The 26,493-nt window shown below is 66.2% G+C and carries 25 protein-coding genes; 10 read left to right on the top strand and 15 right to left on the bottom strand.

From position 1 onward, the window contains the following. Positions 1-30: 30 nt before the first annotated feature. A complete protein-coding gene (locus tag AC4PTO_RS05040; RefSeq protein ID WP_492732498.1) occupies positions 31-567 on the bottom strand; it encodes a gamma-glutamylcyclotransferase in 537 nt (178 codons plus the stop codon). Between the two features lie 63 nt (positions 568-630). Between AC4PTO_RS05040 and AC4PTO_RS05035 the strand changes: the two genes are divergently transcribed. Continuing rightward, positions 631-1,629, top strand: a complete 999-nt coding sequence (locus tag AC4PTO_RS05035) for a DUF2125 domain-containing protein (protein ID WP_492732495.1) — start codon at positions 631-633, stop codon at positions 1,627-1,629. Here AC4PTO_RS05035 and AC4PTO_RS05030 read toward each other — a convergent pair. The 6 genes from AC4PTO_RS05030 to AC4PTO_RS05005 form a co-directional block, all read right to left on the bottom strand. Beyond that, positions 1,617-2,381 (bottom strand): extensin-like domain-containing protein, encoded by a 765-nt coding sequence (locus AC4PTO_RS05030; RefSeq protein ID WP_492732493.1) that lies wholly within the window; start codon positions 2,379-2,381, stop codon positions 1,617-1,619. The two genes, AC4PTO_RS05035 and AC4PTO_RS05030, sit on opposite strands and share 13 nt — an antisense overlap. Continuing rightward, on the bottom strand, positions 2,378-3,319 hold the full coding sequence (locus tag AC4PTO_RS05025; RefSeq protein WP_492732491.1) for a prephenate/arogenate dehydrogenase family protein: 942 nt from the start codon (positions 3,317-3,319) through the stop codon (positions 2,378-2,380). Before AC4PTO_RS05025 ends, AC4PTO_RS05030 begins: the two co-directional genes overlap by 4 nt. Continuing rightward, complete coding sequence (gene hisC, locus AC4PTO_RS05020) at positions 3,316-4,410, bottom strand: histidinol-phosphate transaminase (RefSeq protein ID WP_492732489.1); 1,095 nt, start codon at positions 4,408-4,410, stop codon at positions 3,316-3,318. The genes AC4PTO_RS05025 and hisC overlap by 4 nt, the downstream gene beginning before the upstream one ends. Before the next feature lie 142 nt (positions 4,411-4,552). After that, positions 4,553-5,173, bottom strand: a complete 621-nt coding sequence (rpsD, locus tag AC4PTO_RS05015) for a 30S ribosomal protein S4 (protein WP_492732487.1) — start codon at positions 5,171-5,173, stop codon at positions 4,553-4,555. Positions 5,174-5,363: 190 nt separating this feature from the next. Next, a complete protein-coding gene (locus AC4PTO_RS05010) occupies positions 5,364-6,425 on the bottom strand; it encodes a Hint domain-containing protein (RefSeq protein ID WP_492732485.1) in 1,062 nt (353 codons plus the stop codon). Positions 6,426-6,545: 120 nt separating this feature from the next. After that, positions 6,546-8,582: an oxidoreductase gene (locus AC4PTO_RS05005; RefSeq protein ID WP_492732482.1), complete on the bottom strand. Its 2,037-nt coding sequence runs from the start codon at positions 8,580-8,582 to the stop codon at positions 6,546-6,548. Positions 8,583-8,698: 116 nt separating this feature from the next. On the opposite strand from AC4PTO_RS05005, the gene AC4PTO_RS05000 reads away from it, so the two are divergent. Further along, positions 8,699-9,370, top strand: coding sequence for a TetR/AcrR family transcriptional regulator (locus tag AC4PTO_RS05000; RefSeq protein ID WP_492732478.1), 672 nt, complete (start codon positions 8,699-8,701; stop codon positions 9,368-9,370). A 1-nt stretch (position 9,371) separates the two neighbouring features. Here the strand turns inward: AC4PTO_RS05000 and AC4PTO_RS04995 are convergent, their stop codons facing one another. From AC4PTO_RS04995 to AC4PTO_RS04960, 8 genes are all read right to left on the bottom strand, one after another. Further along, a complete protein-coding gene (locus AC4PTO_RS04995; protein ID WP_492732476.1) occupies positions 9,372-10,097 on the bottom strand; it encodes a GntR family transcriptional regulator in 726 nt (241 codons plus the stop codon). 119 nt (positions 10,098-10,216) lie between these two features. Then, positions 10,217-11,008, bottom strand: coding sequence for an HpcH/HpaI aldolase family protein (locus AC4PTO_RS04990; protein WP_492732474.1), 792 nt, complete (start codon positions 11,006-11,008; stop codon positions 10,217-10,219). Then, a complete protein-coding gene (locus tag AC4PTO_RS04985) occupies positions 11,005-12,441 on the bottom strand; it encodes an FAD-binding oxidoreductase (RefSeq protein WP_492732473.1) in 1,437 nt (478 codons plus the stop codon). The genes AC4PTO_RS04990 and AC4PTO_RS04985 overlap by 4 nt, the downstream gene beginning before the upstream one ends. Before the next feature lie 65 nt (positions 12,442-12,506). After that, positions 12,507-13,517, bottom strand: a complete 1,011-nt coding sequence (gene dctP, locus AC4PTO_RS04980) for a TRAP transporter substrate-binding protein DctP (protein ID WP_492732471.1) — start codon at positions 13,515-13,517, stop codon at positions 12,507-12,509. Positions 13,518-13,567: 50 nt separating this feature from the next. After that, complete coding sequence (locus AC4PTO_RS04975; RefSeq protein ID WP_492732469.1) at positions 13,568-14,845, bottom strand: TRAP transporter large permease; 1,278 nt, start codon at positions 14,843-14,845, stop codon at positions 13,568-13,570. Continuing rightward, positions 14,842-15,345 (bottom strand): TRAP transporter small permease, encoded by a 504-nt coding sequence (locus AC4PTO_RS04970; protein WP_492732466.1) that lies wholly within the window; start codon positions 15,343-15,345, stop codon positions 14,842-14,844. Before AC4PTO_RS04970 ends, AC4PTO_RS04975 begins: the two co-directional genes overlap by 4 nt. Then, entirely contained in the window at positions 15,342-16,064 is a 723-nt protein-coding gene (locus tag AC4PTO_RS04965; protein ID WP_492732465.1) for an SDR family NAD(P)-dependent oxidoreductase, read from the bottom strand. Before AC4PTO_RS04965 ends, AC4PTO_RS04970 begins: the two co-directional genes overlap by 4 nt. Continuing rightward, a complete protein-coding gene (locus AC4PTO_RS04960; RefSeq protein ID WP_492732462.1) occupies positions 16,064-16,945 on the bottom strand; it encodes an isocitrate lyase/PEP mutase family protein in 882 nt (293 codons plus the stop codon). Before AC4PTO_RS04960 ends, AC4PTO_RS04965 begins: the two co-directional genes overlap by 1 nt. A gap of 357 nt (positions 16,946-17,302) precedes the next feature. Between AC4PTO_RS04960 and AC4PTO_RS04955 the strand changes: the two genes are divergently transcribed. The 8 genes from AC4PTO_RS04955 to AC4PTO_RS04920 all read left to right on the top strand — a co-directional run bounded on the left by AC4PTO_RS04955 (position 17,303) and on the right by AC4PTO_RS04920 (position 26,484). Continuing rightward, the gene (locus AC4PTO_RS04955) at positions 17,303-17,641 is read left to right on the top strand and encodes a YjhX family toxin (protein ID WP_492732459.1); all 339 of its coding nucleotides are present in this window, start codon (positions 17,303-17,305) and stop codon (positions 17,639-17,641) included. After that, positions 17,635-18,132 carry a GNAT family N-acetyltransferase gene (locus AC4PTO_RS04950; protein WP_492732456.1) on the top strand — a complete coding sequence of 166 codons (498 nt, stop codon included), beginning with the start codon at positions 17,635-17,637 and terminating at the stop codon, positions 18,130-18,132. The genes AC4PTO_RS04955 and AC4PTO_RS04950 overlap by 7 nt, the downstream gene beginning before the upstream one ends. 117 nt (positions 18,133-18,249) lie before the next feature. Beyond that, positions 18,250-18,924, top strand: a complete 675-nt coding sequence (locus tag AC4PTO_RS04945) for an ImuA family protein (protein ID WP_492732454.1) — start codon at positions 18,250-18,252, stop codon at positions 18,922-18,924. Beyond that, positions 18,887-20,359, top strand: a complete 1,473-nt coding sequence (locus tag AC4PTO_RS04940; protein ID WP_492733546.1) for a Y-family DNA polymerase — start codon at positions 18,887-18,889, stop codon at positions 20,357-20,359. The genes AC4PTO_RS04945 and AC4PTO_RS04940 overlap by 38 nt, the downstream gene beginning before the upstream one ends. Next, positions 20,359-23,637, top strand: a complete 3,279-nt coding sequence (locus tag AC4PTO_RS04935; protein WP_492732452.1) for an error-prone DNA polymerase — start codon at positions 20,359-20,361, stop codon at positions 23,635-23,637. Before AC4PTO_RS04940 ends, AC4PTO_RS04935 begins: the two co-directional genes overlap by 1 nt. Positions 23,638-24,007: 370 nt before the next feature. Next, entirely contained in the window at positions 24,008-24,271 is a 264-nt protein-coding gene (locus tag AC4PTO_RS04930; protein ID WP_492732450.1) for a hypothetical protein, read from the top strand. Positions 24,272-24,380: 109 nt separating this feature from the next. Beyond that, entirely contained in the window at positions 24,381-24,911 is a 531-nt protein-coding gene (locus AC4PTO_RS04925) for a hypothetical protein (RefSeq protein WP_492732448.1), read from the top strand. A 73-nt stretch (positions 24,912-24,984) separates the two neighbouring features. Next, positions 24,985-26,484, top strand: a complete 1,500-nt coding sequence (locus AC4PTO_RS04920; protein ID WP_492732446.1) for a c-type cytochrome — start codon at positions 24,985-24,987, stop codon at positions 26,482-26,484. Positions 26,485-26,493 lie beyond the last annotated feature (9 nt).

Here is a 26,493-nt window from a genome sequence, read left to right as displayed (position 1 = left end):
GATAGGCGGGGCGGAAGCCCGTGCCAAGAGCTAAGCGCGCAAGGCCCGCACCCTTTCGGCCAGCCAGTCGATATCGGGATCGGCGATGCCGAGCGCGTGCAGATGCTCGGCCGTGTTGAACAGGTATTCGGCATTCGGGCCGCGCCCGCCATGGGCCGCGGCGATCATCCGCGCCTGCCGTTCAAGATCGAGCCCGCCGCAATATTGCGCATGTGCGGTGTTGATCACATAGGTCACCGCCGTCACCCGCCGCCCGTCAGCAAGCTGCAAGGGCAGGGTCTGTTCCAGATAGGCCGACGAGATCAGCTCGCGCGCGCGCAGATCTTCCAGCACCCGCGCCTCTTCGCCGTGGCGCACGGCGAAGGCCACCCCCGCGCAGGCCGCCGCCTCGGCCGCATCCAGCGCAAGCACAAGGCCCGGCCGCTCGGACGTTCCGCGGTAATGCACCGACAGCATGCAGAACGAACGGTGCCAGCCCTCGGCCCGCGCAAGCACGCGTTCGGCCGGCTCGAACCCCGGATGCCAGATCAGCGAGCCGTAGCCGAATACCCATAATGTGTCCGCCATGGCACTGGCCCTCCTGTCCGGGTCAAGATAAACACGCAATCCGGATGGATGGAAAGGGAAGCCATGCGGCGTCTGATCTGGTTGGTGATTGCCCTGATGGCGCTTTACAGCGGCTACTGGTTCGTGGGCGCGCGGGCGGTGGAGCGCGGCGCCGAAGCGGCGCTGGAGCTGGCGCGCGCCGATGGGCGGGCCGATGCGGCGGGGGTATCGCTTGCGGGTTTCCCCTCGCGCTTCGATCTGACATTCGAGGCCCCGCGCCTGCAATCGGGCGATGGCGCGATCGCCTGGTCCGCCCCTTTCGCGCAGGTCTTCGCGCTGTCCTACCGGCCGAACGAGGTGATCCTTTATGCCCCGGCCGAGCAGAGCCTGCGCATCGGCGCGGGGGAGTTCCGGCTGCTGAACGAGGACATGCGCGCCTCGGCAGCGCTGCGCATCGGCGGCGATCTGCCCCTGGACCGCGCCACCGCCATCGTCACCGCCCCGCGCCTTGCGCCCGCGGATGGCGGCGATCCCGCCCAGACCCTTGCCGCGCGCGAGCTGCGCGCCGCGATCCGCGCCGTCGAGACCCCGAACGCGTATGAGATCGGCCTGGAGGTTCTTGACCTCGACCTGCCGCCCGCCGTCCTTGCCGCCCTTGGCCGGGAGACCGGACTGTCGGGGCGGATCGCGCGGCTGCATCTGGACGGGCGCATGCGCCTTTCGGCCCCGCTTGACCGTCATGTGCAATGGGCCGCCCTGCCCCGCATGACCGCCTTCGATCTGGCCGAGGCGCGGCTGGACTGGGCCGGCCTGTCGGTTCTGGCCCATGGCCAGGTCGAGATCACCGCCACCGGCCAGCCCGAGGGCCGGATCATGCTGCGCACCCATGACTGGCAGAAGATGCTGCAACTGGCCTTGCAGGCGGGCCTCGTGCCGCCCGAGCGGATGATCATGTTCGGGGCGATCGCCGGGCAGATGGCCGCGCAGACCGATGACGGGGCAGTCGAACTGCCGCTGAGCTTTCACAACGGAATGACGTCGCTTGGCCCCCTTCCCCTGGGGCCCGCGCCCTATCTGCAATAGGAGCCGCTGCGATAGCGCGCGGTGTCGACGTGGATGTGGTCCTTGTGGAAGCGGTCTGAATTGGGGCCCAGGACCGTACCGAAGGTGCCGCAGGCCGAACGGTGGATCGCCTTCACGATCTTGGGGCGCGCGCTCCAGCCCTTGAGGACCGAGATCACCTCGCCATTGGCCAGCCGCACGCCCGACAGGTCGACCGCGCGGCCCCGGCCATGCTCCGAGATCTTGGCGCCCTTCTGGTTGTTGCGCGGCCGGCAGTTGTAGCTGGCCGCGATCTCAAGGCCCGCCAGCCCGCCGCCGGTCTTGCCGATAGCGGGGCGGATCCCCTTCTCGACCCAGTCATGCAGCGCGCGCGCCGTGGTGCAATCGATCGTGGCCGGTTGCGAAAGCGGCACGCCCGCGACCGAGGTGACCTTGACGCCGTCCTGCAATCCGCAGCCCTTCGCCTTGCCCGGAATGGCCGCGACCGGCACCCCGACAATGCCCGGCACGCCGCATACCGCGCCCTTGCGCCCCGGCTTGCCGGGCTTGGCCGCCACCGCGGCGGCGGCAAGCCTGACGGCCCCGCCGCGCGGCTTGGCAAGCGGGCGCAATACCGGGATCGTGGCGGCCGGCGCCGTTTCCTGCACTGCATCCGCGGCCACCGCGCCGTGCGGGCGCGGGACGGGACGGGGCGAATCCGCCGGCGCGAACGCCATCGCCCCCGAGCCCAGCATGGCCGCAAGCGCGGCCCCGCGCAGGGCGGCGGCGATCACGGGGTTTCCCCCTCGGCGGGGACCGGGGCACCACGGCCGAAATCCGGGGCGGCCGTGTCCTGGCCCGCCTCGATGATGCCGCGGCGGATCGCGCGGGTGCGCGTGAAATAGTCGTGCAGCAAGGGCCCGTCGCCCATGCGGATCGCGCGTTGCAGCACGAACAGCTCTTCGGTGAAGCGGCCCAGGATATCCAGCGTCGCCTCGCGGTTGGTCAGGAACACGTCGCGCCACATCGTCGGGTCCGAGGCTGCGATCCGGGTAAAATCCCGAAAGCCCGCTGCGGAATACTTGATGACTTCGGATTGCGTCACGCGGCGCAGGTGATCGGCAACGCCGACCATCGTATAGGCGATCAGGTGCGGCGTGTGCGAGGTAACGGCCAGAACCAGATCGTGATGCCCGGCCTCCATCGTCTCGACATTGGCGCCCATGCCCTGACACAGCGCGATCAGGCGCGACAGCGCCGCATCGTCACAGCCCTCGGGCGGGGTCAGAAGCCACCAGCGGTTCACGAAGAGCGTGGCAAAGCCCGAGCGCGGGCCCGAATGCTCGGTCCCCGCAAGCGGGTGGCCGGGGATGAAATGCACGCCTTCGGGGATATGCGGGGCAACCGCCTCGATCACCGCCTGCTTGACCGAGCCGACATCGGTCACCGTCGCCCCCGCGGCCAGATGCGGCGCGATCTCGGCCGCGATGTCGCCCATCGCGCCCACCGGAACCGCAAGCACCACAAGATCGGCACCCTTCACGGCCTCGGCCGCCGTGTCGCAGACACGGTCGCACAGCCCGATTTCCAGCGCCGTGGCGCGGCTTTCGGGCGATTTGGCATGGCCCACGATTTCGGCCGCCAGCCCTTTCCAGCGGATGGCATGGGCCATGGACGAGGCGATCAGCCCAAGCCCGACCAGCGCCACCCGGTTGTAGACCGGCGCGCTCATGATTGCGCGCCTGCGGCCTTGAACTGACCGATCGCATAGGCAACGCGGCGGCACGACGCCTCGTCGCCCACCGTGATGCGCAGGCAGTTGGGCAGCCCATAGCCCGCAACCCGGCGCACGATCAGCCCCTCGGATTTGAGAAATTCGTCGCAGGCCCCGGCCTCGGCTTCCGAGGCGAAGCGCGCAAGGATGAAGTTTGCCGTCGACGTGTCGGACGGCACGCCCTTCTCCGCCAGGGCCTCGGCCAGCCACGCGCGCAGCCGCGTATTGTCATCGCGGCAGCGGGTGACCCAGTCCTGATCGCGCACCGCGGCCTCGGCGGCGTCAAGCTGCGCGTTCGACAGGTTGAAAGGCCCGCGGATACGGTTGAGCACGTCGATGATCTGGCGCGGACCATAGCCCCAGCCGATCCGCAACCCGCCCAGCCCGTAGATCTTGGAGAAGGTCCGCGTCATGAAGACATTGGGCAGGTGCGTGGCAAGTTCGGCGCCGCCATCATAGCCCTCGACATATTCGGCATAGGCCCCGTCAAGCACCAGGATCGCCTGTTTCGGCAGGCCACGCGCCAGCCGCTCCAGCTCGGCCAGGCCGATCATCGTGCCGGTGGGATTGTTGGGGTTGGCCACGAAGACCAGCCGCGTGCGCTTGGTGCAGGCGGCAAGGATCGCGTCGACATCGGTCGTCCGCTCGCGCTCGCGGACCTGAACGGGGCTCGCGCCCGCCGCATGGGCCGAGATGCGATACATCAGGAAGCCGTGCTCGGTGAACACGACCTCGTCGCGCGGGCCGGCATAGGCCTGGCACATGAAATGGATGATCTCGTCCGAGCCGACGCCGCAGATGATGCGGTCCGGGTCCAGCCCGTGCACCTCTGCGATCGCCTGGCGCAGCGCGGCATGGTCGGTATTGGGATAGCGGTGCAGCTTGTGCGCGGCGCGCTGGAACGCCTCTTTCGCCTTGTCTGAAGGGCCGAACGGGTTTTCGTTGGACGACAGCTTGACCGCATCCGACAGCCCCGAGACATGGGCGGCCCCGCCTTCGTAAAGCGCGATTTCCATGATGCCGGGCTGCGGGCGGATGTGATCGTTCATGGCGGTCTCCAGGATGTGAGGGCTTTCTAGCGGGCGGGCGGTCACATTTCCAGCGGCATATTCCAAACCGCAGCCGGAAAGGCGCAAAGCAAAAGGGCCGGGAAAACCCGACCCTTCTCGAATTTCGGTGAACTGTAAGGGATCAGTTCTTCGCGTAGAATTCGACGACCAGGTTCGGTTCCATCACGACCGGATAGGGCACGTCCGACAGTGCCGGGGTGCGCACGAAGGTCACGGTCATTTTCGAATGGTCGACTTCCAGGTAATCGGGCACGTCACGCTCGGCCAGCTGCACGGCCTCGAGCACGATGGCAAGCTGCTTGGAGCGGTCGCGCACGGCGATCACGTCGCCTTCCTTGACACGGTAGGACGCGATGTTGACGCGCTTGCCGTTCACGGTGACATGGCCATGGTTCACGAATTGGCGCGCGGCGAAGATGGTCGGCACGAACTTGGCGCGGTAGACAACCGCGTCCAGGCGGCGCTCCAGCAGACCCACGAGGTTCTCGCCGGTGTCGCCCTTCACACGCTCGGCTTCGCCATAGATGCGGCGGAACTGCTTTTCGGTCAGGTCGCCGTAATAGCCCTTGAGTTTCTGCTTGGCGCGCAGCTGGGTGCCGAAGTCCGACAGCTTGTTCTTGCGGCGCTGACCGTGCTGGCCGGGGCCGTATTCGCGCTTGTTGACCGGCGACTTGGCGCGGCCCCAGATGTTTTCGCCCATGCGGCGGTCGATCTTGTACTTGGCAGACGTGCGTTTGGTCACGGCTGATCTCCTTCTTCAGTCTTCAGAAGGGCGTTGTCCTTTCCCGCACCCCCATCCGCGAGGGTTTTGGGCGACAGGCTTCCCCTTGCGGGGTCCACCAACACCAATGAAAGCCCCGGGACGCGGCTGCGGCCCGGGATGGCGGGCTTATACAGGCACGGACGGGGGTGTCAACAGCCTCGGCGGCCGGTCATGCCACCAGATCGTGGCGCAGGATCGCGGCTTCGGCCGGTTGCAGCGCGCGCCGGGCGAATGCGCCGTAGGACAGCGGGTCGCGCGCCAGATCGGGGAAGATCGACAAAAGGCCCGCGCGCTGATCCTCGGCCACCATCCCAAGCGCGGTACCGGCCGGGTGAAAGCTCTCCGAATCGAGCCCGTTGGCGCAAAGCACCTGATGGCGCGCGAACAGAAGGTGGATATAGGTCACCTCGGGCAGGCCCTGCTCGATGCGGACCGAGGCGCCGTTCACCAGGTCCATGGCCTGAACCAGAACCTCGGGCTCGTTAAACAATGCGCGGGCGGCGGGGCCCCGGATCAGCATGCGGTGCTGCGGCGACACCAGCAGGTCGCCCTCGGGGCGGCCAAGGCCAAGCGCGCCCGAGCGGATGCGAACGGGCCGCAGATGCGGCAGCGCGTAAAGCCGCGCGCCGGTCATGCGCCGCGATCCGACCCACAGGATGTCCTGCGCGCCGTCGTCACGGGTCTGCACCCGGTCGCCGGGCCGCAGCGCCTCGACCGGGCGGCGCCCCTCGGGCGTGTCGATCAGCGTGCCGGGGGTGAAGCAGATGACGCCGGCCCCTTCGGGCCCCGCCGGGGCGGGGCGCAGCTCGACCATCCGGTCAACGACCCACAGATCGGCGTTCACCGGCGGCACCTGACCGGTAAAGACCAGAAGCCGCGCGGCAAGATCGGGCGTTTCCACCACCCCCACCACCCAGGCCTGATGGCCGTCGGTCACGGTAAAGCCCTGTTCGGGAAGACCGGGATCATCCTCGAGGTCTGAAAAGGCGCGACCCTCCATCGCGGCCCCCAGAAGCCGGCGCACGGTTCTGGCCGCGCGGCGGCGCATCTCGGCCTCGCCCTCGGCCCCGGTCAGGATCAGAACGTCTTGCGGTCCGTCGACACGCACCGCTTCGCCCGTCCAGCGCCAGGAGGCACCAATCGTCAATGCCTCGATCGGCGGCGCCAAGACACCGTCAAGATCGGTCTGCCCCCAAGATATGACAAACGTGCCTTGATAGCCCGTTCTCATGCCGCCTGTCCCGCCGCTTCTTGTATATTTCGAACCTTTTTGGCCCGTTCCACGCAATATCTAGCATGCCCGAATCGGCTTGACCAGCATTCTGTTAACCTTTGTGACAGGCTTCGGGCGCTAAAGACCACGCACCAGCCGCAGGGCATCATAGATCGCCGCGTGGGTGTTGCGGGCGGCGACGGCATCCCCGATCCGGAACAGCCGATACCGGCCCGCAGGATTGCGGCAAACCGTCTGCGGATGCCCGGCGATCAGGGCGTCGTAATCCACCTCGCCCAGGTTGACCGAGGCCGCACGCAGATCGAAATACAGGTCATCCAGCGGCCGCGTGCCGTGATTGATCACCACCTGATCGACCCGCCTTTCCTGAGCGACGCCGCCATAGTCGCTGCCAAGGGTGGCGATCAGCCCGTTCCCCTCGCGCCGCACCGCATCAAGGCGCCATGTCACGGTGAAGGTCACATCATGCTTTTGCAGCGCGCGCATCGCCGGGGTCAGCGACATCGCCATGACCTCGGGCGCGAAGATGCGGTCCCGCGCCACGATTTCAAGCCGCGCGCCGGTCGCCGCGATCTTCTCGGCGGCCTGAAGGGCGGCGTAATCGCCCGCATCGTCATAGATCAGCACATTGGCCCCCGGCGCCACATCGCCTGCCAGGATGTCCCAGGCCGATGCGACCAGATCGTTGCCCTCGGCCAGCACTTCGGTATGCGGCAGCCCGCCGGTGGCCACGATCACCACATCGGGCGCCTCGGCCTGGACGGTTTCGGCATCGGCAAAGCTGTTGAAACGGAAGGTCACGCCCATCCGCCGGCATTCCTCGAAGCGCCACTGGATCAGCTGGATCATCTCGGCCCGGCGCGGCGTCTGCGCGGTCAGGCGGACCTGCCCGCCGGGATCGTTCGCGGCCTCGTGGACGATGACCTCATGCCCGCGCAGGGCGGCCACGCGCGCCGCCTCAAGGCCCGCGGGACCGGCGCCCACGATCACGACGCGGGCGGCACGGCCCGCCGGGGCAACCTCATGCGGCTGTTCCAGTTCACGCCCGGTCGAGGGGTTGTGCAGGCACAGCGCCATGCCGCCCTGATAGATCCGGTCGAGACAGTAATTCGCGCCGACGCAGGGGCGGATGCGGTCCTCTTGGCCGCGCAGGATCTTGGCGACGATATGCGGATCGGCCATATGCGCGCGGGTCATGCCCACCATGTCCAGCTTGCCGCTGGCGATGGCGTGGCGCGCGGTGGCCACGTCCTGGATCTTGGCGGCGTGAAAGGTGGGAAAGGCGGTCGCCGCGCGGATCTCGGCGGCAAAGTCCAGATGCGGCGCGCTGCGCATGCCCTGCACCGGGATCACATCGGTCAGCCCCGCATCGGTGTCGATATGCCCCTTCACCACATTGAGGAAATCGACCATCCCGCAGGCCTTCAGCCGGCGCGAGATTTCAAGCCCGTCCGCGCGCGTCAGCCCGCCGGGCAGATCCTCGTCCCCGGTATAGCGCACGCCCACGATGAAATCCGGCCCGACCCGTTCGCGGATCGCGCGCAGCACATCGAAGGTAAAGCGCAGCCGGTTGTCCAGCGGGCCGCCATAAGGTCCGTCAAGATCGTTGGTCAGCGGCGACCAGAACTGATCCATCAGGTGGCCATAGGCCTGAAGCTCGATCCCGTCGAGACCGGCTTCCTTCATCCGCTCGGCCGCGTCGGCATAGTCGCGGATGATGCGCGCGATGTCCCAGTCCTCGGCCTTCTTGGGGAAGGCGCGATGCGCGACCTCGCGCGCGTGGCTGGCCGAGACGACGGGCAACCAGTCGGCCTTGTCCCAGCGGGTGCGGCGGCCCAGATGGGTCAACTGGATCATCACGGCGCAGCCGTGATCGTGGCATTCGTCGGTCAGTTGCCGCATCCAGCCCACCACCTCGTCCTTCCAGGCCAGGATGTTGTTGAAGACCGGCGGACTATCGCGCGAGACCGAGGCCGACCCCGCCGTCATCGTCAGCGCAACCCCCGCCCGCGCACGCTCGGCATGATAGGCGCGGTAGCGTTCCTTCGGCATGCCGTCTTCGGGATAGGCGGGTTCGTGGCTGGTGATCATCAGCCGGTTCTTCAGCGTCAGGTGCTTCAGCGCATAGGGCTGGAAAAGCGGATCGGCGGACATGGGGCTCTCCGTGCGGTTCCAGCGGAGATTTGCAAAAATGTTCACATACGTCAAGTTTTTGTTCAGTGATGACCATTTTCCTTGAGCCCACCGCGCCGCGGCCCTAGAGTGCCCCCATGGACAAGCAGAAAACCGATGATGAGGCGGCAAGGCCCTCGGGCTGGCGCGGCTCGCGCGAGGGGTGGCTGGCGGCGGCGCGCGCGGCGCTTCTGGAAAGCGGGATCGACGCGGTGAAGATCCAGCCCCTGGCCAGCCGGCTGAACCTGTCGCGCACCAGTTTCTATTGGTTCTTCAAGGATCGGGCGGCCATTCTCGATGCGCTTCTCGAGGATTGGGAGGCCACCAATACCCGCGCGCTGATCGCCGCCTGCGAGGCCTATGCCGACACGATCGCCGAGGCCGTCCTGAACGTGATCGGGGTGTTTCTGGACGAAACCCGCTTCGAGCCGCGCTTCGATTTCGCGGTGCGCGGATGGGCGCATCGGTCCGATGCCGTCATGGCCCGTGTCACCGCCGCCGACGAGGCGCGGCTGGATGCGATCCGCGCCATGTTCCGGCGTTTCGGCTTTGACCCGGACGAGGCCGATGTGCGCGCCCGCACCGTCTATCTTGTGCAGATCGGCTATATCGCGCTGCAAACCCGCGAAAGCCTTGCCACGCGCATGGCGCGCATCCCCGCCTATGTGAAAACCTATTCCGGCCAGCCGCCGGACGCGCGCGAACTGGCCCGTTTTCACGCCCGTTTCGGTTTCGATGCGAAGGCCGCCGAAGACCGGGCGAGGGCCTGAGTCAGTAGCCCCGCGGTGCGGCCGTCCCTCCGGCCGCGGCCATGACATCCGCCTGCCGCAGATGCCCGTCCCTGAGCGCCTGGAGATAGACCTCGCCCGTGCGCTGGACATGGACCGCAAGCGCCGCATCGAACTGCTCAAGACGCCCGTCGACAAGCATCCCGTGCAACGCGTGATGCTCGCGCAGAGATTCCGCGCGCCGTTCGGCATAGGGCGCGGTGACGTTGGCCCGCAATGCCGAAATACGCCCCGAAATCAGGCTGAAGGCGTCGCGCAGGTAGCTATTTCCGCAATGTTCGAAGGCAAGCGCATGAAAGCGGTCATCCAGCAGGCTATAGCCGCAATCGTCACCGCGCCCGAGGGCTTCGTCCATTTTCGTCAGAACCCCGGACATGTCGTCGAGATAAGCTGTGCGTGCATGGCACAGCGCGGCGCGCACGGCCTGGGCCTCAAGCATCTGGCGATAGTCGCAGATCTGCGCGATATCCTCGGGCGAGGTCTGGAACACGAAGCTGCCGCGCTTGGGCAGCACCACGACCAGCCCTTCTTTCGACAGCGCCGCCATCGCATCCCGGATGGGCGTGCGCGAAACGCCGAACTGCGCCACCAGACGGTCCTCCGAGATGTTCTCGCCCATATGCAACGCGCCGGTGATGATCGCCTCGCGGACCTGCGAGGCGACGATCTGGGCCAGAGACGGCTGGGGTTCGATACGTTTGAGCGGCATGGTGGTCTCGTGGCGAAGCCTCGGCTTTCGCAGCTCTCCCTTGTTATTCATGACACGACGCGCAGCGGGGCCGACGTCAATTATGCAAAACTCGCGCGACGCACTTTACAAGGGCCCGCTCAGTAGCTCCGCAGCGCGACCTTGGGGCTTTGGCCCGTCAACTCGTCATGCGCGCGGCGCGCACCTTCGATCAGCAGCGAAACCTCGTTGATCCCGGCAACCAGCCGATAGCCCAGACGCTCCAGATCGGCCCAGTCGCGCCCCGCCCCGCGCACGGTCGCCAGCGGCATGTCGTGACGTGCGGCGATCTCTTCGATCCGCGCCAGAAGCGCCTGCACTTCGGGATGCTCCATCCGCTCCAGATGACCGGCCGATGCGGCAAGATCGTTCGGGCCGATGAAGATCGCGTCGATGCCCGGCACCGTGACGATCTCTTCGAGGTTGCGGACTGCCTCGACATGCTCGCATTGCAACATCAGCACCAGTTCGTCATGCGCCTGATCGCGCGCATATTCCGGCCGCGCCCCCCAGTCCGAGCCGCGCACGATCGGCGCGGCATAGCCGCGATGGCCGCGCGGCGGATAGCGGAAGGCCGAGACGATATGTTCGGCCTGCGTGCGGGTATTGACCATCGGCACGATGAAGGACCGGAACCCCCGGTCGAGTGCGCGCTTGATCAGCGTATCCGACCCATCGGGCAGGCGCAGTACGACTTCGCCCCCGGCGGCCTCGATGGCGCGGGCACAGGCGACCCAGTCTTCCAGCTCTCCGCGGCCATGCTCGCCGTCGATCACCATCACGTCCCAGCCGTGGCGGACCAGAATCTCGGCCACGTCCGGGTTGATCAGTTCGATCCAGCAGGCGGGAATCATCCCTCCTGCCTGCATGCGGGATTTAAGACGGTTTCTCATACGTCACCTGTTGTCATGTCAAAAACCTTGCCCGGATTGAGCACCCCCGCGGGATCCAGCGCAGCCTTGAGGCGGCGCATCAGGGCAAGCTCCTCGGAAGATCGGGTATAGCCCAGATAAGGCTTCTTGAGCAGTCCAATTCCATGCTCGGCTGAAACGGTGCCGCCGAATTCGCGCACGGTGCTGTAGACGATGCCCGCAATCGCAGCCATCGGCTGTTGTGCAGCACCGCGCGACAACGCCACGATATGCAGGTTGCCGTCGCCGATATGCCCGTAATAAACCGACAGCGCCTGCGGGATCTCCGCCGCAAGCCGTGCACGGCAAGCCCGGGCAAAGGCGTCCATGGCGGTGACCGGCAAGCCGATGTCGAAGGCGCAATGCGGCCCAAGTACGGTGCCGAATTCCGCGGCCGCATCACGGGTGCGCCAAAATGCGGCCACATCGGCCACGCTTTGCGAAATCGCGGCATCGGCAATCACGCCCTGCTCGAACAGCCCCTCGATCCAGCCCATGAAGCGGTGCGCGTCCACCTCGCCGCCCAACCCCTGCATCTCCACCAGCACATAGAACGCATGCGCCCCCTCGACCGGGCGGCGAACGCCCTTCACGGTGACCGTGGCCTCGTGCCAGTAATCGGGCCACATCACCTCGAAGGCCGACAGCATCGGGCCAAGGCCGCGCCGGGCCGCCGCAAGCAGCGCCATGACATCGTCATAGCTTTCCACCCCGCACAGCGCCGCATGGGTCGAGCCGGGCTTCGGATGCAGCCGCAGCACCGCGCGCGTGATGATGCCAAGCGTGCCTTCGGATCCCAGCATCAGCTGCTTGAGATCATAGCCCGCGTTGTTCTTGAGCATCTTGTTGAGACTGGTGACCAGCGTGCCATCTGCCAGCACATATTGCAGCCCGAGCACCATCTCGCGGGCCATGCCATAGCGGATAACGCGGTTGCCGCCGGCATTGGTCGACAGATTCCCCCCGATCTGGCACGAACCGCGCGCGCCCAGATCGAGCGCGATGAAAAACCCGGCCTCGTCCGCCGCCTTCTGGATCACCTCAAGCGGCGTGCCGGCTCGCACCGTGATCGTGGCCGAAGCCGGGTCGATCTCTTCCACGCCGGCAAAACGTTCGAGCGAGAGCATGACCGCACCGGCGATCGGATGCCCGCCGCCGGCCAGACCGGTCAGCCCGCCCTGCGGCACCACGACCACACCGTGCGCGGCGCAGATACGCATGGCTTCGGCCACACCCTCGGCGCTGTCGGGGCGCACCACCGCAAGCGGACGCACCGGCGCCAGGTAGCTGGTGTCCTGAAGGTTGCGCGCCGGGATCGCATCGCCGCACAGCAGCGCGCGCGCGTCGAACGTGGCACGCAATGCGGCCAGGCAGGCGTCGCCGCGCGAAGAAGACAGAGGGGGCATCTGGGTCATCCGGAGATCCATCAAAGAATGGTCCGGCGCCGCATCGGAAGGCGGCGCCGGACATGTGATCGGGTTTACTGCCCGCGCAGCTTGGCAAGCTCTGCCATCAGCAGGTCGAAGTTCTCCTTGCCGACACTTTCGAGGCTGGCTTCATAGACCGGGGCGACCAGTTCGCGCAGCTTCGTCATTTCCTCGGCCGACAGCTCGGACACTTCCATGCCATGCGCCTTGAGTTCCTCGAGCGCCTCGCCCGTGGCCGCACGCGATCGGGCGATCTGCGCATCGCGCCCTTCGTCGGCGCATTGCTGCACCAGCGCCTGCTCGTCGGCATTCAGCCCTTCCCAGACTTGCCGGAACATCAGTACCGGTGTCGGAGAATAGGCATGACGGGTCAGCGTCAGATATTTCTGAACCTCGAAGAACTTGGTCGCGAGGATGAGGGGCAGCGGGTTTTCCTGCCCGTCCACGGCGCCCGTTTCCAGCGCGGTGAAGACCTCGCCAAAGGCCATCGGCACCGGGTTTGCGCCAAGCCGGCGGAAGGTATCCAGGAAGATCGGGTTTTGCATCACGCGGAAGTTCAGCCCGCTGAACCCCCCGACCTCGTCAATCGGATGCTTGGAGTTGGTGGCATTGCGGAAGCCGTTTTCCCAGATCGACAGCAAGATCAGGTCATGCGCCGGCATCTTGGCGGCGACATGGTCGTAATATGGGCCGGTCATGATCGCATCGACCTCTTCGTCCGAGGCGAACATGAAAGGCAACTCGAAGGCTGACATCGCAGGCTCGATCCCGCCGATCGCCGCCGCGCCCGTCACCACCATCTCGATCGAGCCCGAGCGCACGGACTGCGTCGCCTCGGCATCGTCGCCAAGCTGGCCGTTATAGAAACCCTTGAGCTTCATCTTGCCCTCGGAGCCCGCCTCAAGGCAGGCCGACATGCCATCGATCCCGGCCGAAACCGGATGATCCTCGGACGCGCCGTTAGAGACCTTGAACGTATGGCTGCCAATCTCGGCCGAGGCCGGGAACGCAACCGAACAGGTCAGGGCTACGGCCAGAAGCCCTTTGGTGATCTTGGTGTTCATCGACTTTCCTCCCATGGATATGTCGTGTGAAAGGCCGCGGGAAGCGGCAGTTATCGCAGCCACCCAAGCGGGGTGAGCACGAGTTGCGGAAACATGACCAGAAGCAGAAGCACACCGACCTGCGCGGCAAGAAACGGCAGCGAGCCATGCGCAACCTTGTGCATCGGCACACCCGAAACTCCGGCGGAAACTGAAAGCACGATGCCGACGGGCGGCGTCACAAGGCCGATGGCCGTGTTGATCACGAAGATCACCCCAAAGTAGATCGGGTCGATCCCGGCTTCCTCCACCACCGGCAAAAGTACCGGCGCCAGGATCAGGATCGTCGGCCCCATGTCGAGCATGGTCCCGATGACAAGGATCAGCGCCATGATCGCCAGCAGCAGAATCCGGGGGTGATCGACCAGCGGCGCGACCAGATCGAGAACGATCCCCGACAGATCCGCAATGGCGATGAACCACGATGTCGCCAGGGCCGCCGCCGCAAGCATCATCACCACCGAAGTGGTCAGCGCGGCATTGCGGAACACCATGAACAATTCGGCGATCTTCAGCTCGCGGTGGATCACGAGGCCGACGAACAGCGCATAGACTGCCGCGATGACCGCCGCTTCGGTCGGGGTCACGATACCAAAGCGAATACCGCCAAGAATGATCGCAGGCAGGCCAAGCGCCCAAACCGCCTCTCGCGTGGCCCTGAGGCGCGCGGACCAGGGCTGGCGCGGCAGCGGTTTCACATTCTCGCGCCGGGCGACGAAAATCCACACCGCAAGCGCCGAGATCCCCATCATCGCGCCGGGCACGATCCCTGCCATGAACAGCTGGCTGATCGACAGGTTGGTGGCCACACCGAAGATGATATAGGCGATGGACGGCGGAATGATCGGGGCGATGATACCCCCCGAAGCCATCAGGCCGACCGAGCGCGCCTCGTCATGACCTGCGGCGCGCATCATCGGCACCAGAATCGAGATCAGCGCCGCCGTATCGGCCGCGGCCGAGCCCGACAGCGAGGCCAGGATAATCGCGGCAAAGATCGCCACCACGCCAAGCCCACCTCGCAGATGGCCCACGAAGGCCATGGCAAAGGCGATGATGCGCTTGGACATGCCGCCTGCATTCATCAACTCGCCCGCCAGCAGGAAGAAGGGAATTGCCAGCAGCGAGAAGTTGTTGGCCCCCACGACAAGCCGCTGCGTGATGATCTGCGGATCGAACAGATCCAGCTCAAGCCCCATCGTGACCGCGCAGATCACCAGCGCGAAGGCGACCGGCACACCCGTCGCAAGCGTCGCCCCGAGGGTTGCGATGAAGATAATCAGGCTCATTGGTGCAACTCTCCCAGGGGGCGCGGCGGATCGACCAGCCGTCCGGTCGCATAGCCCAGCATCCGCGCTGCCGCGATCAGCCCGATCACGAAGCTCATGGGAAGCGCCACGCCAAAGACCCAGATCATCGGAAGCTTGGTAACAGGCGCGGTGTTGGTGGCGTTGACATGCCATTGCTGGATCGTGCCGACCAGGATCAGCAGGCAAACCCCAAGCACCAGCGCATTCGCGATGGTCAGAAGCACCCGCCGCATCCCCGGCGAGGCGGTGGTGACAAGCAGGTCAAACCCCATGTGCAGGTTGCGCCTGCTGGCCGTCATCGCCCCCAGGAAGATTAGCCAGACGAAGCAAAAGCGCGACATCTCTTCCGAGATATCGATGCCTGAACCGAAGCCGTAGCGCAGCACGACATTGACGAAGACCATCACGGTCATCGCCGCCAAGAGCCCCACCAGCGCAATGTCGACAAGGCGAAAGAACAGGATCTCGATCTGTTTCATTTGCGGCCTCCTGCAACGCGGATCACCTCGCCCGAGACGTAGGCCGCGCCGAACAGCAGCCATTCGGCCGCCTCGGCCACCTCTTGCACAGTGCCAAGCCGTGCGGCAGGAATGCCCGCGGTTGTCGCCTCGAGCGCGGTGCGGCTGGCAAAAAGCTGAGTCTGGATCTCGGTATCTATGATGCCCGGCGCCAGGGCATTGACACGCAGACCAGGCGCCAGATCGCGCGCCATGGCCGCCGTTAGCGCCAGAAGCGCGCCCTTGGTCGCCCCGTAGATCGCGTGGCCGGGCGCGCCGCCGTTCATCCCTGCGATCGAGGCCATATTGACGATGCCGGCAGCCGGATGTGCGCTGCGGGCCCGCAGAAACGCCGCCGTCGCCAGAAGCGTGCCGCGCAGATTGATGCCGAGCACCCGGTCGACCTCGGCCACATCCAGTGCGGCAAGATCCATCTTCCGTCCGATGATGCCGGCATTGTTCACCAGATGCGTGGGAGCGACAGTCAGGGCGAGTTCGGCACGCGAAACCGCCTCGGGGTCGGAAATATCGACCTGCTGGACAAGCGCGCGCGCGCCAAGATGCCCCGCCGCATGGTCCAGGGCCGCAGGGTCGACATCCCAAAGGATTGCCCGCGCCCCCCGCGCGATCACGCGCTCGGCAATCGCCAGGCCGATCCCCTTTGCTCCGCCAGTAATCAGAACGACCGCATCCTGCATCATCAAGCCCCCCCGACTTCCTCATCCACCTCGAAGCGGTGGGCAAAGTCCTGATGGGGGCCAAGACCGATCAGGTCGCAGAAGCGGGCATAGTCATAACCCGTTTGCGGCAGGCGGCCACTGCGGGCCAGTTCGGCAAGGCTTGCGGCTTGCGCGCCAAGCGATGCAAAAAGCCCGTGCACCGCCATGAGGCAAATAGAAAACCCCATCTCCTCAAGGCCTTGCAGAGACAGTTGTGCCGCATCGGTGCCATCGACAATGCTGATGACCTTGCGCCCGGCAAGGCCGCGCGCGATGCCTTCTACCTCGGCTCGGGTTTTCACCCCGTCGACAAAAACCAGATCGACGCCCAGGCCTGCATAGCGCTTCGCCCGTTCGAGCGCGGCGTCAAGCCCCTGCCCGGGCAGTGCATCGGTGCGCGCGATCACGACGATGTCGCCAAACTCTTCGCGCGCGGCCAACGCGGCCTTAAGCCGGGCCTCGGCCTCGGAGACGGGCACCACCCTCACGCCGGCCAGCTGGCCGCAGCGTTTGGGCGAGACCTGGTCTTCGAGATGCAGGGCAGCAACCCCGGCCTGGATGTAATCGGCCACGGCACGGCGAATGTTAAGTGGCCCGCCATAGCCGGTATCGGCATCGGCAATCACCGGAACCCCGGCCACACGGCACATCGCGCGGGCATGCTCGGCCATTTCGGTCTGGGTCATGAGGCCAAGATCGGGCATGCCGATCCGGCTTGCCGTCGCGCCAAGCCCGGTCATGTAGACCGCCTCGAACCCTGCCTGCGCGACCAGCCGTGCTCCAAGCGCGTCAATCGCGCCAGGCGCCGCAAGAATACGCGGATCAGACAGCCGCTGCCGGAATCGTTTTGCCGACATCGTCATCCGATCGCCCCGCAATCCGGTGCTGCATCATACATGCCATCTCCTCCCGCAAAACATGTAACATGTTATGTATAAGATACGTCAAGCATCATTTTCCCTCTACAGATACGGTGCAACTACCGTTGAAAATCAGCACTTTGCGCCTTCGAGACCCACATCCAGCCCCGTGGATCGGTGACGGCGGCCCGACGAAACGTGGCGGAACGGACGCAATCCCCGCTTGAGAACGGGGATCCGGCGCCGGGCATTGATTCTCGGACGCACCGGCATATGATGTCCCCGCGCCCTTGTTGCGCAATGATGGAGACTGGATGTCAGAGCTTGTGTGATCGGGTTCTCTGAAGATCAGAGAGCCAGGTGATCCGGAAACGGCGGGCCGCACGGCGGCTGGCCTTGTTTTTCATACAATCACACGAGACTTCCATGAATATTTCCCGAAGCGAACAACGTGCGCTGCACGTTCTGGCCCTGGGGGGCCGCATCCTGCATGAACGCGGCGCAGGCCGCAAAATCGTCGATGTCACCTGCGTGACGCGCGAAGGGATGATCCTTGACGATTGCGACCTGAGGACATTTCAAAGCCTTCGCCGAAAACGGCTGATCGAATCCCGCAACGGCGCGCCTTACACGATTTCCTATCGCGGGCGGCGCTCGGTCCGGGCACAGCTTGACAATCAAGGGGGAACGAAATGCTGACGATCCGACCTGAAACCGCGGCCGACCATGGCGCGATCGCCGATGTCGTCGACACGGCATTCCGCACCGCACCCCATTCCGGCGGGAACGAGGCGCGCATCGTTGCGGCGTTGCGCGCCGCCGATGCGCTGACGCTGTCGCTGGTGGCGCAGGGGGAAGGGCGGATCCTCGGCCATGTCGCCGCCTCATCGGCCGAGGTGGGCGGAGAGGCGGGCTGGGCACTGATCGGCCCGCTTGCGGTTCTGCCCGACAGGCAACGCCAGGGGGTCGGCTCGGCGCTGATGCGGGCAGCACTCGGGCAGTTGCGCGGGGCGTTTCGCGGCGTGGTTCTGGTGGGCGACCCGGCCTATTACGGCCGCTTCGGGTTCCGCGCCCTGCCCGGCCTGACCCTTTCGGGCGTGCCCGATGAGGCCGTGCAGGCCCTTGTCTTTCACGGCCGCCCGCCACAGGGCGAGATCGCGCATCACGCGGCATTCGGCATCGCCCCCTGACATCGACACCCCTGCCCCGCATGCCCGTACCATGAAGGTGCGACCTTGCGGGACAGGGAACGGTGCGGTAACAATGAGAACATTTCATGAACATGCGAGTCGGAGATTCTGTGCCCCATGCCCCGGATATACCGCCTTCGAAACGTCGCCCTGCCCGCCAGGGCTGGCCGTTACGCGGTAATGCCCGGGCGCGCGATGCTTTCAGAGGTCTTTGCGCTCACGCCCGGCGACGGGGCCGCCTCGGGCTTTGTTCTGGCACAACTTCCACGCGGTCCCGCGCCGCTTTTATGGGTGCAGGACCGCGTGTCGCGGCAGGAGGCAGGGCGGCCCTATCTGCCCGGCCTCGGTCTGCCGGGCCCCATCCTGCGGGTGGATGTGGCGCGCGCGGCCGATGTACTCAGCGCGGCCGAAGACGGGCTGCACTGCACCGCGCTTTCGGCCGTGGTGGCCGAAATCTGGGGCGATCCCCCGGCACTGAGCTTCACCGCCAGCAAGCGCCTGGCGCTGCGCGCCGAGGCATCCGGCCTGCCCTGCTGGCTGATCCGGCGCGGCGCCAGCCCCGATCTCAGCGCGGCGCGCGAACGCTGGCGCGTGGTCTCCCTGCCATCGGCGCCCCATCCCGACGATCCGGCCGCACCGGGCGCACCACGCTGGCGGGCGGAACTGTTCCGCGCCCGCGACAGGCGTCCCGGAACATGGGTAATGTGTTATGACCCGGCGACGGATCGTGTCGATCTTTCTGCCCCATTTGCCGATGGAGCTTTGGCAAAAGCAGGCCACGCAGGCGGGTGATCCGCCCCCCCAAGAGGTGCCCGTGGCGCTGCGTACCGAAGGCCCGCACGGCCCCGTCATCCATGCCACGAACAGGGCCGCCCGGCTGGCGGGCGTGCGCGAAGGCGCGCGCGTGACGGACATGCAGGCGCTTTGCCCCGGATTGCGGGTCGAACACGCCGACCCAGAGGGCGATTCCCGGCTGCTTGCGCGGCTGAACCTGTGGATGCGGCGCTGGTGCCCCTGGAGCGCGGTCGACGGCACGAACGGGCTGGTTCTGGACACGACCGGCGCCGACCATCTGTGGGGGGGCGAGGCCGCGATGCTGGTGGATATGGAAACCCGCCTGTCCCGCCTTGGATTTTCGGCGCAGCTTGCCCTCGCGCCCACTTGGGGCGCAGCATGGGCGCTCGCGCGGTTTGGTCCGGTGCGCGCCATCTGCCATGACACGGCCGACCTGGCCCCCCTGCCCGTCGCCGCGCTGCGCCTGCACGGGGACACCGCGTTGCTGCTGCACCGGTTGGGCCTGAAATGCGTGGGCGACCTGGCCGCGATGCCGCGCCTGTCGCTGGCGCGACGGTTCTCGCGCGCGAAGCTGGACGCAAATCCGCTGCTGCGTCTCGATCAGGCGACGGGACGCATGGGCGAACCGCTGGCCCCGCCCGATGCGCCCCCCTCGTTTCGCGCCATTGCCCGGCTGGCCGAGCCGATCATGGACCCCGCGCACCACCTGCCCGCCCTGTGCCACGACCTCTGCGCCCGGCTTGAAGCCGCCGGACAGGGCGCAAGGCGCCTGTCACTTTGCGTCTACCGCACAGACGGAGAACGGCGCCGGATCGAGGTCTCGACCGCCGCACCAAGCCGTGACCCCGCACATTTGCACAGCCTTTTCCGCGACCGGCTGGAACGGATCGACCCCGGCTTTGGCTTCGACCTGATCACGCTCGAGGCGCCGGGGGCAGAGCTACTGGACCGGACGCAGCCCATGCTGGGTGGACGGAAGGATGCCGCGCTGGAACTGCCGCGCCTGATCGACCGGCTGACCGCCCGTTTCGGCGCACGCGCACTTTCGCGCCCTGCAGCCCGGCAAAGCCACATCCCCGAACGGGCAGAGGTCACGGCCCCGCTGCTGGCCCCCCCCCAGGATAGCCCGCCCCTACCGAACCGCCCCGCACGGCTGCTGGATCATCCCGAGGAAATCCGCGTGCTATACGCGGTTCCCGAAGGGCCGCCGGCGCAATTCGTCTGGCGCAGACAGACCCACCGGGTGGCGCGCTATCAGGGCCCCGAACGGATCGCACCGGAATGGTGGCAGGACCGCCCCGGCACCCGCCTGCGCGATTACTTCATGGTCGAGGATCATGACGGTCGGCGGCTGTGGCTTTACCGAGAGGGGTTGCCTGCCGACGGGCGCGGCGGCCCTCCGCGCTGGTTCCTGCACGGGATGTTCTTCTGATGCCCGAGATGTACAACCACCGCCCCCGCCGCAGCCTGACCGAAACGCTGCCCCCCAATCCGCGCGCGCCTTTCGTAGAGCTGGGCGTCAGCAGTTGCTTTTCCTTTCTGCGGGGGGCCTCGGATGCCGTGGATCTGGCATCCGAGGCCCACGCCCACGGGTATGACACGCTCGGCATTGCCGACCTGAACACGATGGCGGGCGTCGTGCGGCTACATTGCGAAGCCCTGAAGGCCGGGTTGCGCCCGGTGATCGGCTGCCGCCTGCAATTGCAAAGCGGCGAGGAGTTCCTGGCCTATCCGCGCGACCGGGCGGCCTATGGCCGGCTTTGCGCACTGCTGACCAAGGGTAAGATGCATGACGCGCAGGGCACATGGCAAGCCAAGGGGCGCTGCGACATCTCGCTGGAGGATCTGGCCGCCCATGCCGAGGGGGTGGAGCTGATCGTGCTGCCCGGCGATGATCTGCCCCACCGCCTGCCCGGCCTGCTGCGCCGCCTGCCCACGCTGCGCCATATCGCGGCAAGTTATCTCTATCGGGGGGACGACCGGGCGCGGATCAACCGGCTGGACCGGCTGGCGCGCACCCACGGGATCGGCATCCTCGCCACGAACGACGTGCATTACCATGCCCCCGAACGTCGCCCCTTGCAGGATGTGATGACCTGCATCCGCCAAAAGACAACCATCGCCAAGGCCGGGTTCCTGCTGCATGCCAATGCCGAACGGCACCTGAAATCGCCCGAAGAGATGTGCCGCCTGTTCGCGGACTGGCCCCATGCGATCACCGCCACCCGCGCGGTGGCCGACATGTGTCGCTTTGACCTGCGCGAACTGGCCTATCACTACCCGAACGAGACCATCCCGCCGGGCGAAACCCCGCAAAGCCAGCTGGAAAAGTTGACATGGGCCGGCGCGGCCACGCGCTATCCCGAAGGCCTGCCCGAAAAGGTGCGCGCCACGCTTGTCAAAGAGCTTGCGATGATCGCGCAGAAGAAGATCCCGCAATATTTCCTGACCATCCACGAAATCGTCCAGTTCGCACGCGGCGCGGGCATCCTGTGTCAGGGGCGCGGCTCGGCCGCCAATTCGGCGGTGTGCTATGTGCTGGGGATCACCTCGGTCGACCCCGCGCAACACGAGCTTTTGTTCGAACGGTTCATCAGCGAAGAACGCGATGAACCGCCCGATATCGACGTGGATTTCGAGCACGAACGGCGCGAAGAGGTGATCCAGCACATCTATCGCAAATACGGCCGCCATCGCGCGGGCCTGTGTGCCACCGTGATCCATTACCGCCCCCGCTCGGCCATCCGCGAGGTCGGAAAGGCCATGGGCCTGTCCGAGGACGTGACCTCGGCCCTGGCCAGGACCGTCTGGGGAAGCCATGGCCGCGAGATGGGGCAGGCCAATGTGAACGAGGCCGGGCTGGACCTGTCCGATCCGGTGCTGAAACGCGCGATCGTGTTGGCCGAACAGATGATCGGCATGCCGCGGCACCTGTCCCAGCATGTCGGCGGCTTCATTCTGACCGAAGGGCATCTGAGCGAAAGCGTGCCGATCGGCAACGGCGCCATGCCCGAGCGCAGCTTCATCGAATGGGACAAGGACGACATAGACGAGCTGCGCATCCTCAAGGTCGATGTGCTGGCGCTTGGTATGCTGACCTGCATCCGAAAATGCCTTGCACTCTTGCGCGTGCATCACGGGATCAAGCACGATCTGGCCTCGATCCCGCAGGGGGATGAGGCGGTCTACGACATGCTTTGCCGGGGCGATAGCGTGGGGGTCTTTCAGGTGGAAAGCCGCGCACAGATGAACATGCTGCCGCGCCTGAAGCCGCGCGTGTTCTACGATCTGGTGATCGAGGTCGCCATCGTCCGGCCCGGCCCGATCCAGGGCGACATGGTCCACCCCTATCTGCGCCGCCGCAACGGGCAGGAACCCGAGGATTATCCCGCCCCTGCGCCCCCGCATGATCCGGACGAGTTGCGCAACATCCTTGGCCGCACCAAGGGCGTTCCGATCTTTCAGGAACAGGCCATGAAGATCGCGATCGAGGCCGCCCGCTTCAGTCCCGCCGAAGCCAACGAGTTGCGCAAGGCGATGGCCACCTTCCGCTCGCGCGGCACGATCCACAAGCTGGAGGAGAAGATGGTCGGGCGCATGGTCGAGCGCGGCTACGACCCCGAATTCGCGGCACGCTGCTTCAACCAGATCAAGGGTTTCGGGGAATACGGGTTTCCCGAAAGCCACGCCGCCAGCTTTGCGCTTCTGGTCTATGTCTCAAGCTGGCTAAAATGCCATTATCCGGCGGCCTTCGCCGCGGCGCTTCTGAATTCCCAGCCGATGGGGTTCTATGCGCCCGCCCAGATCGTGCGCGATGCGCGCGAACATGGGGTCGAGGTGCGCGCGCCCGATGTGAACTTCAGCGAATGGGACAATACGCTTGAACCGGCAGGCACCGGATGGGCGCTGCGGTTGGGGCTGCGTCAGGTCGACGGGATGCAGGCCGCGCGTGCCCATGCCATCATCGCCGCGCGGGATCGGCCCTACCGCGACCTTCAGGATATCCGGACACGGGCCGGGGTGGATGCGGGTTCTCTTCACCGGCTTGCCGCGGCAGATGCCTGCCGTTCGCTATCGCTCGATCGGCGCGCCGCGCTGTGGCAGGCGCATGCGCTCAGGGACACGTCCGACCTGCCGCTGTTCCGCAAAACGCAGGACGAGGGCGACGAACCGCCGGCCCTCCTGCCCGCCATGCCGGTCTGCGAGCAGGTGGTGGCCGATTACCAGACGCTCCGCCTGTCGCTGAAGGCACATCCGATATCCTTCCTGCGTGCCAGCATGACACGGCAGGGCTACCGCCCGGCCCGTGATCTGGTCAGCCTGCGCAACCACGCGCATGTGCGGCTGGCCGGGATTGTGCTGATCCGCCAGCGTCCCGGCAGCGCCAAGGGCGTGTGCTTCATCACACTCGAGGACGAAACCGGCATCGCCAATCTGGTGGTCTGGCCCAAGGTGATGGCACGGTTTCGCAAGACGATCATGACCGCACGGCTGATGGATGTGCGGGGCTATGTCCAGCGTGACGGCGATGTGATCCATGTGGTGGTGCGCGCGCTTTGCGATCGCAGCGATGCGCTGTGGCGGCTGGCCGATGATCCGTTGCCCGTCCAGACCGCCCGCGCCGACCACCTTGCCCGTTCGGCACAGCCCCCCGCGCATCGCCATCCCCGCAATGTTCGGATCATCCCGAAATCGCGCGACTTCCACTGAAGCTTCGGGGCAGCGATTCCCCCCTCCCGCGCGGCCCTCTGGTCCGCGCAGGACGCGATTTCCCGCATCCGCAAAGGATATGCGGCGGTTTGTCGCATGCCGGTTTCCTGACTCACCGACTGCCAATTTGGCAGCCGGCGACATGTCGACGGAAAGGATTTTTCCGCTTGCCGCATCGCGGCGTGCCAATTTGGCAGGTTGAAATCCTGCCAAAATACCCAGCAACATACTGTTATTAAATAATTTTTTAACATCGTCGCACATCGGATGCTATTGTTTGCTTGCTCCGCCTCCACATCGGAGCCGATCAAAGAGGGGGCCGAACGTGATCCGTGAATTCGCTTTGAAAGGGACCGCCGCAGTAATTGCGATGGCACTTTGCGTAACGAGCGCCGCGGCGGAAAAGACGAGCTTCATTGCCGGGACGGCCCCCTCGGCCCGCCCCGCAGAGGCGCCGCAGATCACGGTTTTCACGCCCGCGCCGGAATGGCGCGCGCAGGCGCTGCACGGCGTCGCGCAGCCCTATCCGCCCAGCCTGTCCTGGCTGGACGATCAGGGGGCCTGGTTCACCCCGTTCATCCATCCCGGCATGACCGGGCCTTACGACATTCGCGGCTGGCACAGCCCGCAATAGGCGGGGCCGTGCCTCGGCGCACCCCCTCGCAGCAGAGATCCGGAGAGACCCGGGAAACAGGCGTGGGCCGGAGCCCCGGCCACGCAACATCAACAAGGAGTCGAGAGACATGATGAAAGCGATCAAGGGAGCCGTTGCCGTCGCCGTGAGCGCCGCTGCTCTGGCCACGGCCGGCCATGCCGACAGCATGTCCGGGATGTCGGGCATGGATGGCATGTCGGGCATGGGCGGTATGTCGGGAATGTCCGGCATGTCCGGCATGTCGGGTATGGGCGGCATGTCGGGGATGTCGGGCAGCGGCACCTGCGTGCAATGGACCTACGCCCCCGCCATGCAAGGCATGAGCGGCATGTCGGGAATGTCCGGTATGGGTGGCATGTCCGGCATGGGCGGCATGTCGGGGATGTCCGGCATGGGCGGTATGTCCGGCATGGGCGGCATGTCGGGGATGGGCGGCATGTCCGGTATGGGCGGTATGTCCGGAATGGGCGGCATGTCGGGAATGTCTGGCATGGGTGGCATGTCCGGCATGGGCGGTATGTCGGGGATGTCCGGCATGGGCGGTATATCCGGCATGGGCGGCATGTCGGGGATGTCCGGTATGGGCGATGGCTGGGTCTGCACCAGCTGGGCGCAGTAAGCCCCGGATCGCCCGTCAAAAACAGCCAGAGGCGGCTTGCCGCCTCTGGCACCCCCCTGTCTGGAATCTCGCCATGAAAAAGCTAGAACACCTTCTCGGACTTCTTGCCGGTATCGGCTTCGCCGGAACGGTCCTTCTTTCGCTCAACGCGGCCGCGAACCTGATCTACCGGGTCTCGACCGGCGATGGACCAAAGGCGGAACTGGCGCAACCGGCCGGGCAAGACGCGCAAGACCAGGGCGCAGAAGAAACAGGGGAACCCGCCCCGGGAACGGTCGCCGCGGCCGAACCCCCGGCACCCTCTGCGGCCGGGATCGACCTTGCCGCAGGCGAGAAGGTCTTCAAGAAATGCGCGGCATGCCACACTGCCGGAAAGGACGGCGCGAACCGCACCGGCCCCAATCTCTGGGGGATCCTGAACCGCCCCGTGGCCGCGCATGCGGGCTTTGCCTATTCCGAGGCGATGGCCGCCCAATCCGGCGAAAGCTGGAGCGCCGAGCGTCTGGACATCTACCTGAGCAAACCCAAGGATATCGTGCCCGGCACCAGCATGGCCTTTGCGGGCCTGCCCAAATCCGCCGACCGGCACAACCTGATCGCCTGGCTCGGCGCGCAATCCGACACGCCGGTAGCCCCCGACGCCCTGCCCTTCGGCGGGGCAACGCAGGTTGCGGACAACGCCGAAGCCCCCACCGAACCCGAGGAAGACCCGATCGCCCAGATCGCCTATGCGAACCCGCCCGACCCGACCGCCGAAGAGCTGGCCGCGATTGCCGCGAAGGTCGCCGCGCTGACCGGGGAACTGCCCGGCCTCGACTATGAGCGCGCGCGCCATCACCCGCTGCATTTCCCGCCCGCGATCGACAGCGCCTCGAACGCGGAATGCCTTGTCTGCCACCAGGAGATCATGACCGCGAAGCCCCGCGACGAAAGCCCCGCGGGCGTGAAGGCCGCCGACAGCCTGGCCTGGTATCAGACGCTCGATACCTACATGGGCGATCAGGAAAGCTTTCACTTCCGCCACCTGCAAAGCGACTTCGCGCAAGAGGTGATGGATCTGAAATGCAACTTCTGCCACCGCGGCAATGACCCGCGCGAGGAAAGCCCCGACATGATGCCCTTGCGCGCGGCCTTTTCGGCCGGGCCGCAGCCCGAATTTACCAACCGCAAGATGGTGAACCCCGAAACCACCTGCCTGCGCTGCCATGGCGCGATGCCCGATCCGGTCGGGATCATGGGCCTGCCGGGTCCCTGGCACGAGGCGCGGCTGGACCTGGAGGATCCCGAAGACCCCGACATGACGAACGGCTGCCTGAGCTGCCATGCCGAGCTGTTCCGCACCAACCGCCACAACGTCACCTATCTCAGGGCCGCCAATATCGAGGCGCTTGCGAAAGAGGTCTCCTCGGACACCTGCCACGGCTGCCACGGCGGGCGGCAATGGTATCGCACGGCCTATCCCTATCCGCGCCACGCCTGGCCCGGCATGGACCCCGAGCCGCCCGAATGGGTCGCCGGCCGCCCCACCCAATCCGACGAAGCCTATCGCCTGCCTACCGCAGCCGGCCAGTAACAGGAGAGC

The sequence above is a fragment of the Rhodobacter maritimus genome (assembly GCF_058747975.1).
This window is presented reverse-complemented; position numbering and strand designations above follow the sequence as displayed.

Excerpts from the sequence above, each read along its gene's own strand:
- AC4PTO_RS04935 (WP_492732452.1), top strand. The coding sequence starts at position 20,359 with ATGCCCGAGATGTACAACCACCGCCCCCGCCGCAGCCTGACCGAAACG.
- AC4PTO_RS04995 (WP_492732476.1), bottom strand. The coding sequence starts at position 10,097 with ATGCCGCTCAAACGTATCGAACCCCAGCCGTCTCTGGCCCAGATCGTC.
- AC4PTO_RS04920 (WP_492732446.1), top strand. The coding sequence starts at position 24,985 with ATGAAAAAGCTAGAACACCTTCTCGGACTTCTTGCCGGTATCGGCTTC.
- AC4PTO_RS04945 (WP_492732454.1), top strand. The coding sequence starts at position 18,250 with ATGCCCCGGATATACCGCCTTCGAAACGTCGCCCTGCCCGCCAGGGCT.
- hisC (WP_492732489.1), bottom strand. The coding sequence starts at position 4,410 with ATGAACGATCACATCCGCCCGCAGCCCGGCATCATGGAAATCGCGCTT.
- AC4PTO_RS04960 (WP_492732462.1), bottom strand. The coding sequence starts at position 16,945 with ATGACGATGTCGGCAAAACGATTCCGGCAGCGGCTGTCTGATCCGCGT.
- AC4PTO_RS05010 (WP_492732485.1), bottom strand. The coding sequence starts at position 6,425 with ATGAGAACGGGCTATCAAGGCACGTTTGTCATATCTTGGGGGCAGACC.
- AC4PTO_RS05025 (WP_492732491.1), bottom strand. The coding sequence starts at position 3,319 with ATGAGCGCGCCGGTCTACAACCGGGTGGCGCTGGTCGGGCTTGGGCTG.
- AC4PTO_RS04965 (WP_492732465.1), bottom strand. The coding sequence starts at position 16,064 with ATGATGCAGGATGCGGTCGTTCTGATTACTGGCGGAGCAAAGGGGATC.
- AC4PTO_RS04970 (WP_492732466.1), bottom strand. The coding sequence starts at position 15,345 with ATGAAACAGATCGAGATCCTGTTCTTTCGCCTTGTCGACATTGCGCTG.
- AC4PTO_RS04990 (WP_492732474.1), bottom strand. The coding sequence starts at position 11,008 with ATGAGAAACCGTCTTAAATCCCGCATGCAGGCAGGAGGGATGATTCCC.
- AC4PTO_RS05040 (WP_492732498.1), bottom strand. The coding sequence starts at position 567 with ATGGCGGACACATTATGGGTATTCGGCTACGGCTCGCTGATCTGGCAT.
- AC4PTO_RS05000 (WP_492732478.1), top strand. The coding sequence starts at position 8,699 with ATGGACAAGCAGAAAACCGATGATGAGGCGGCAAGGCCCTCGGGCTGG.
- AC4PTO_RS05005 (WP_492732482.1), bottom strand. The coding sequence starts at position 8,582 with ATGTCCGCCGATCCGCTTTTCCAGCCCTATGCGCTGAAGCACCTGACG.
- AC4PTO_RS04975 (WP_492732469.1), bottom strand. The coding sequence starts at position 14,845 with ATGAGCCTGATTATCTTCATCGCAACCCTCGGGGCGACGCTTGCGACG.
- dctP (WP_492732471.1), bottom strand. The coding sequence starts at position 13,517 with ATGAACACCAAGATCACCAAAGGGCTTCTGGCCGTAGCCCTGACCTGT.
- AC4PTO_RS04930 (WP_492732450.1), top strand. The coding sequence starts at position 24,008 with ATGGCACTTTGCGTAACGAGCGCCGCGGCGGAAAAGACGAGCTTCATT.
- AC4PTO_RS04985 (WP_492732473.1), bottom strand. The coding sequence starts at position 12,441 with ATGACCCAGATGCCCCCTCTGTCTTCTTCGCGCGGCGACGCCTGCCTG.
- AC4PTO_RS04950 (WP_492732456.1), top strand. The coding sequence starts at position 17,635 with ATGCTGACGATCCGACCTGAAACCGCGGCCGACCATGGCGCGATCGCC.
- AC4PTO_RS05035 (WP_492732495.1), top strand. The coding sequence starts at position 631 with ATGCGGCGTCTGATCTGGTTGGTGATTGCCCTGATGGCGCTTTACAGC.
- AC4PTO_RS04925 (WP_492732448.1), top strand. The coding sequence starts at position 24,381 with ATGATGAAAGCGATCAAGGGAGCCGTTGCCGTCGCCGTGAGCGCCGCT.
- AC4PTO_RS04940 (WP_492733546.1), top strand. The coding sequence starts at position 18,887 with ATGGAGCTTTGGCAAAAGCAGGCCACGCAGGCGGGTGATCCGCCCCCC.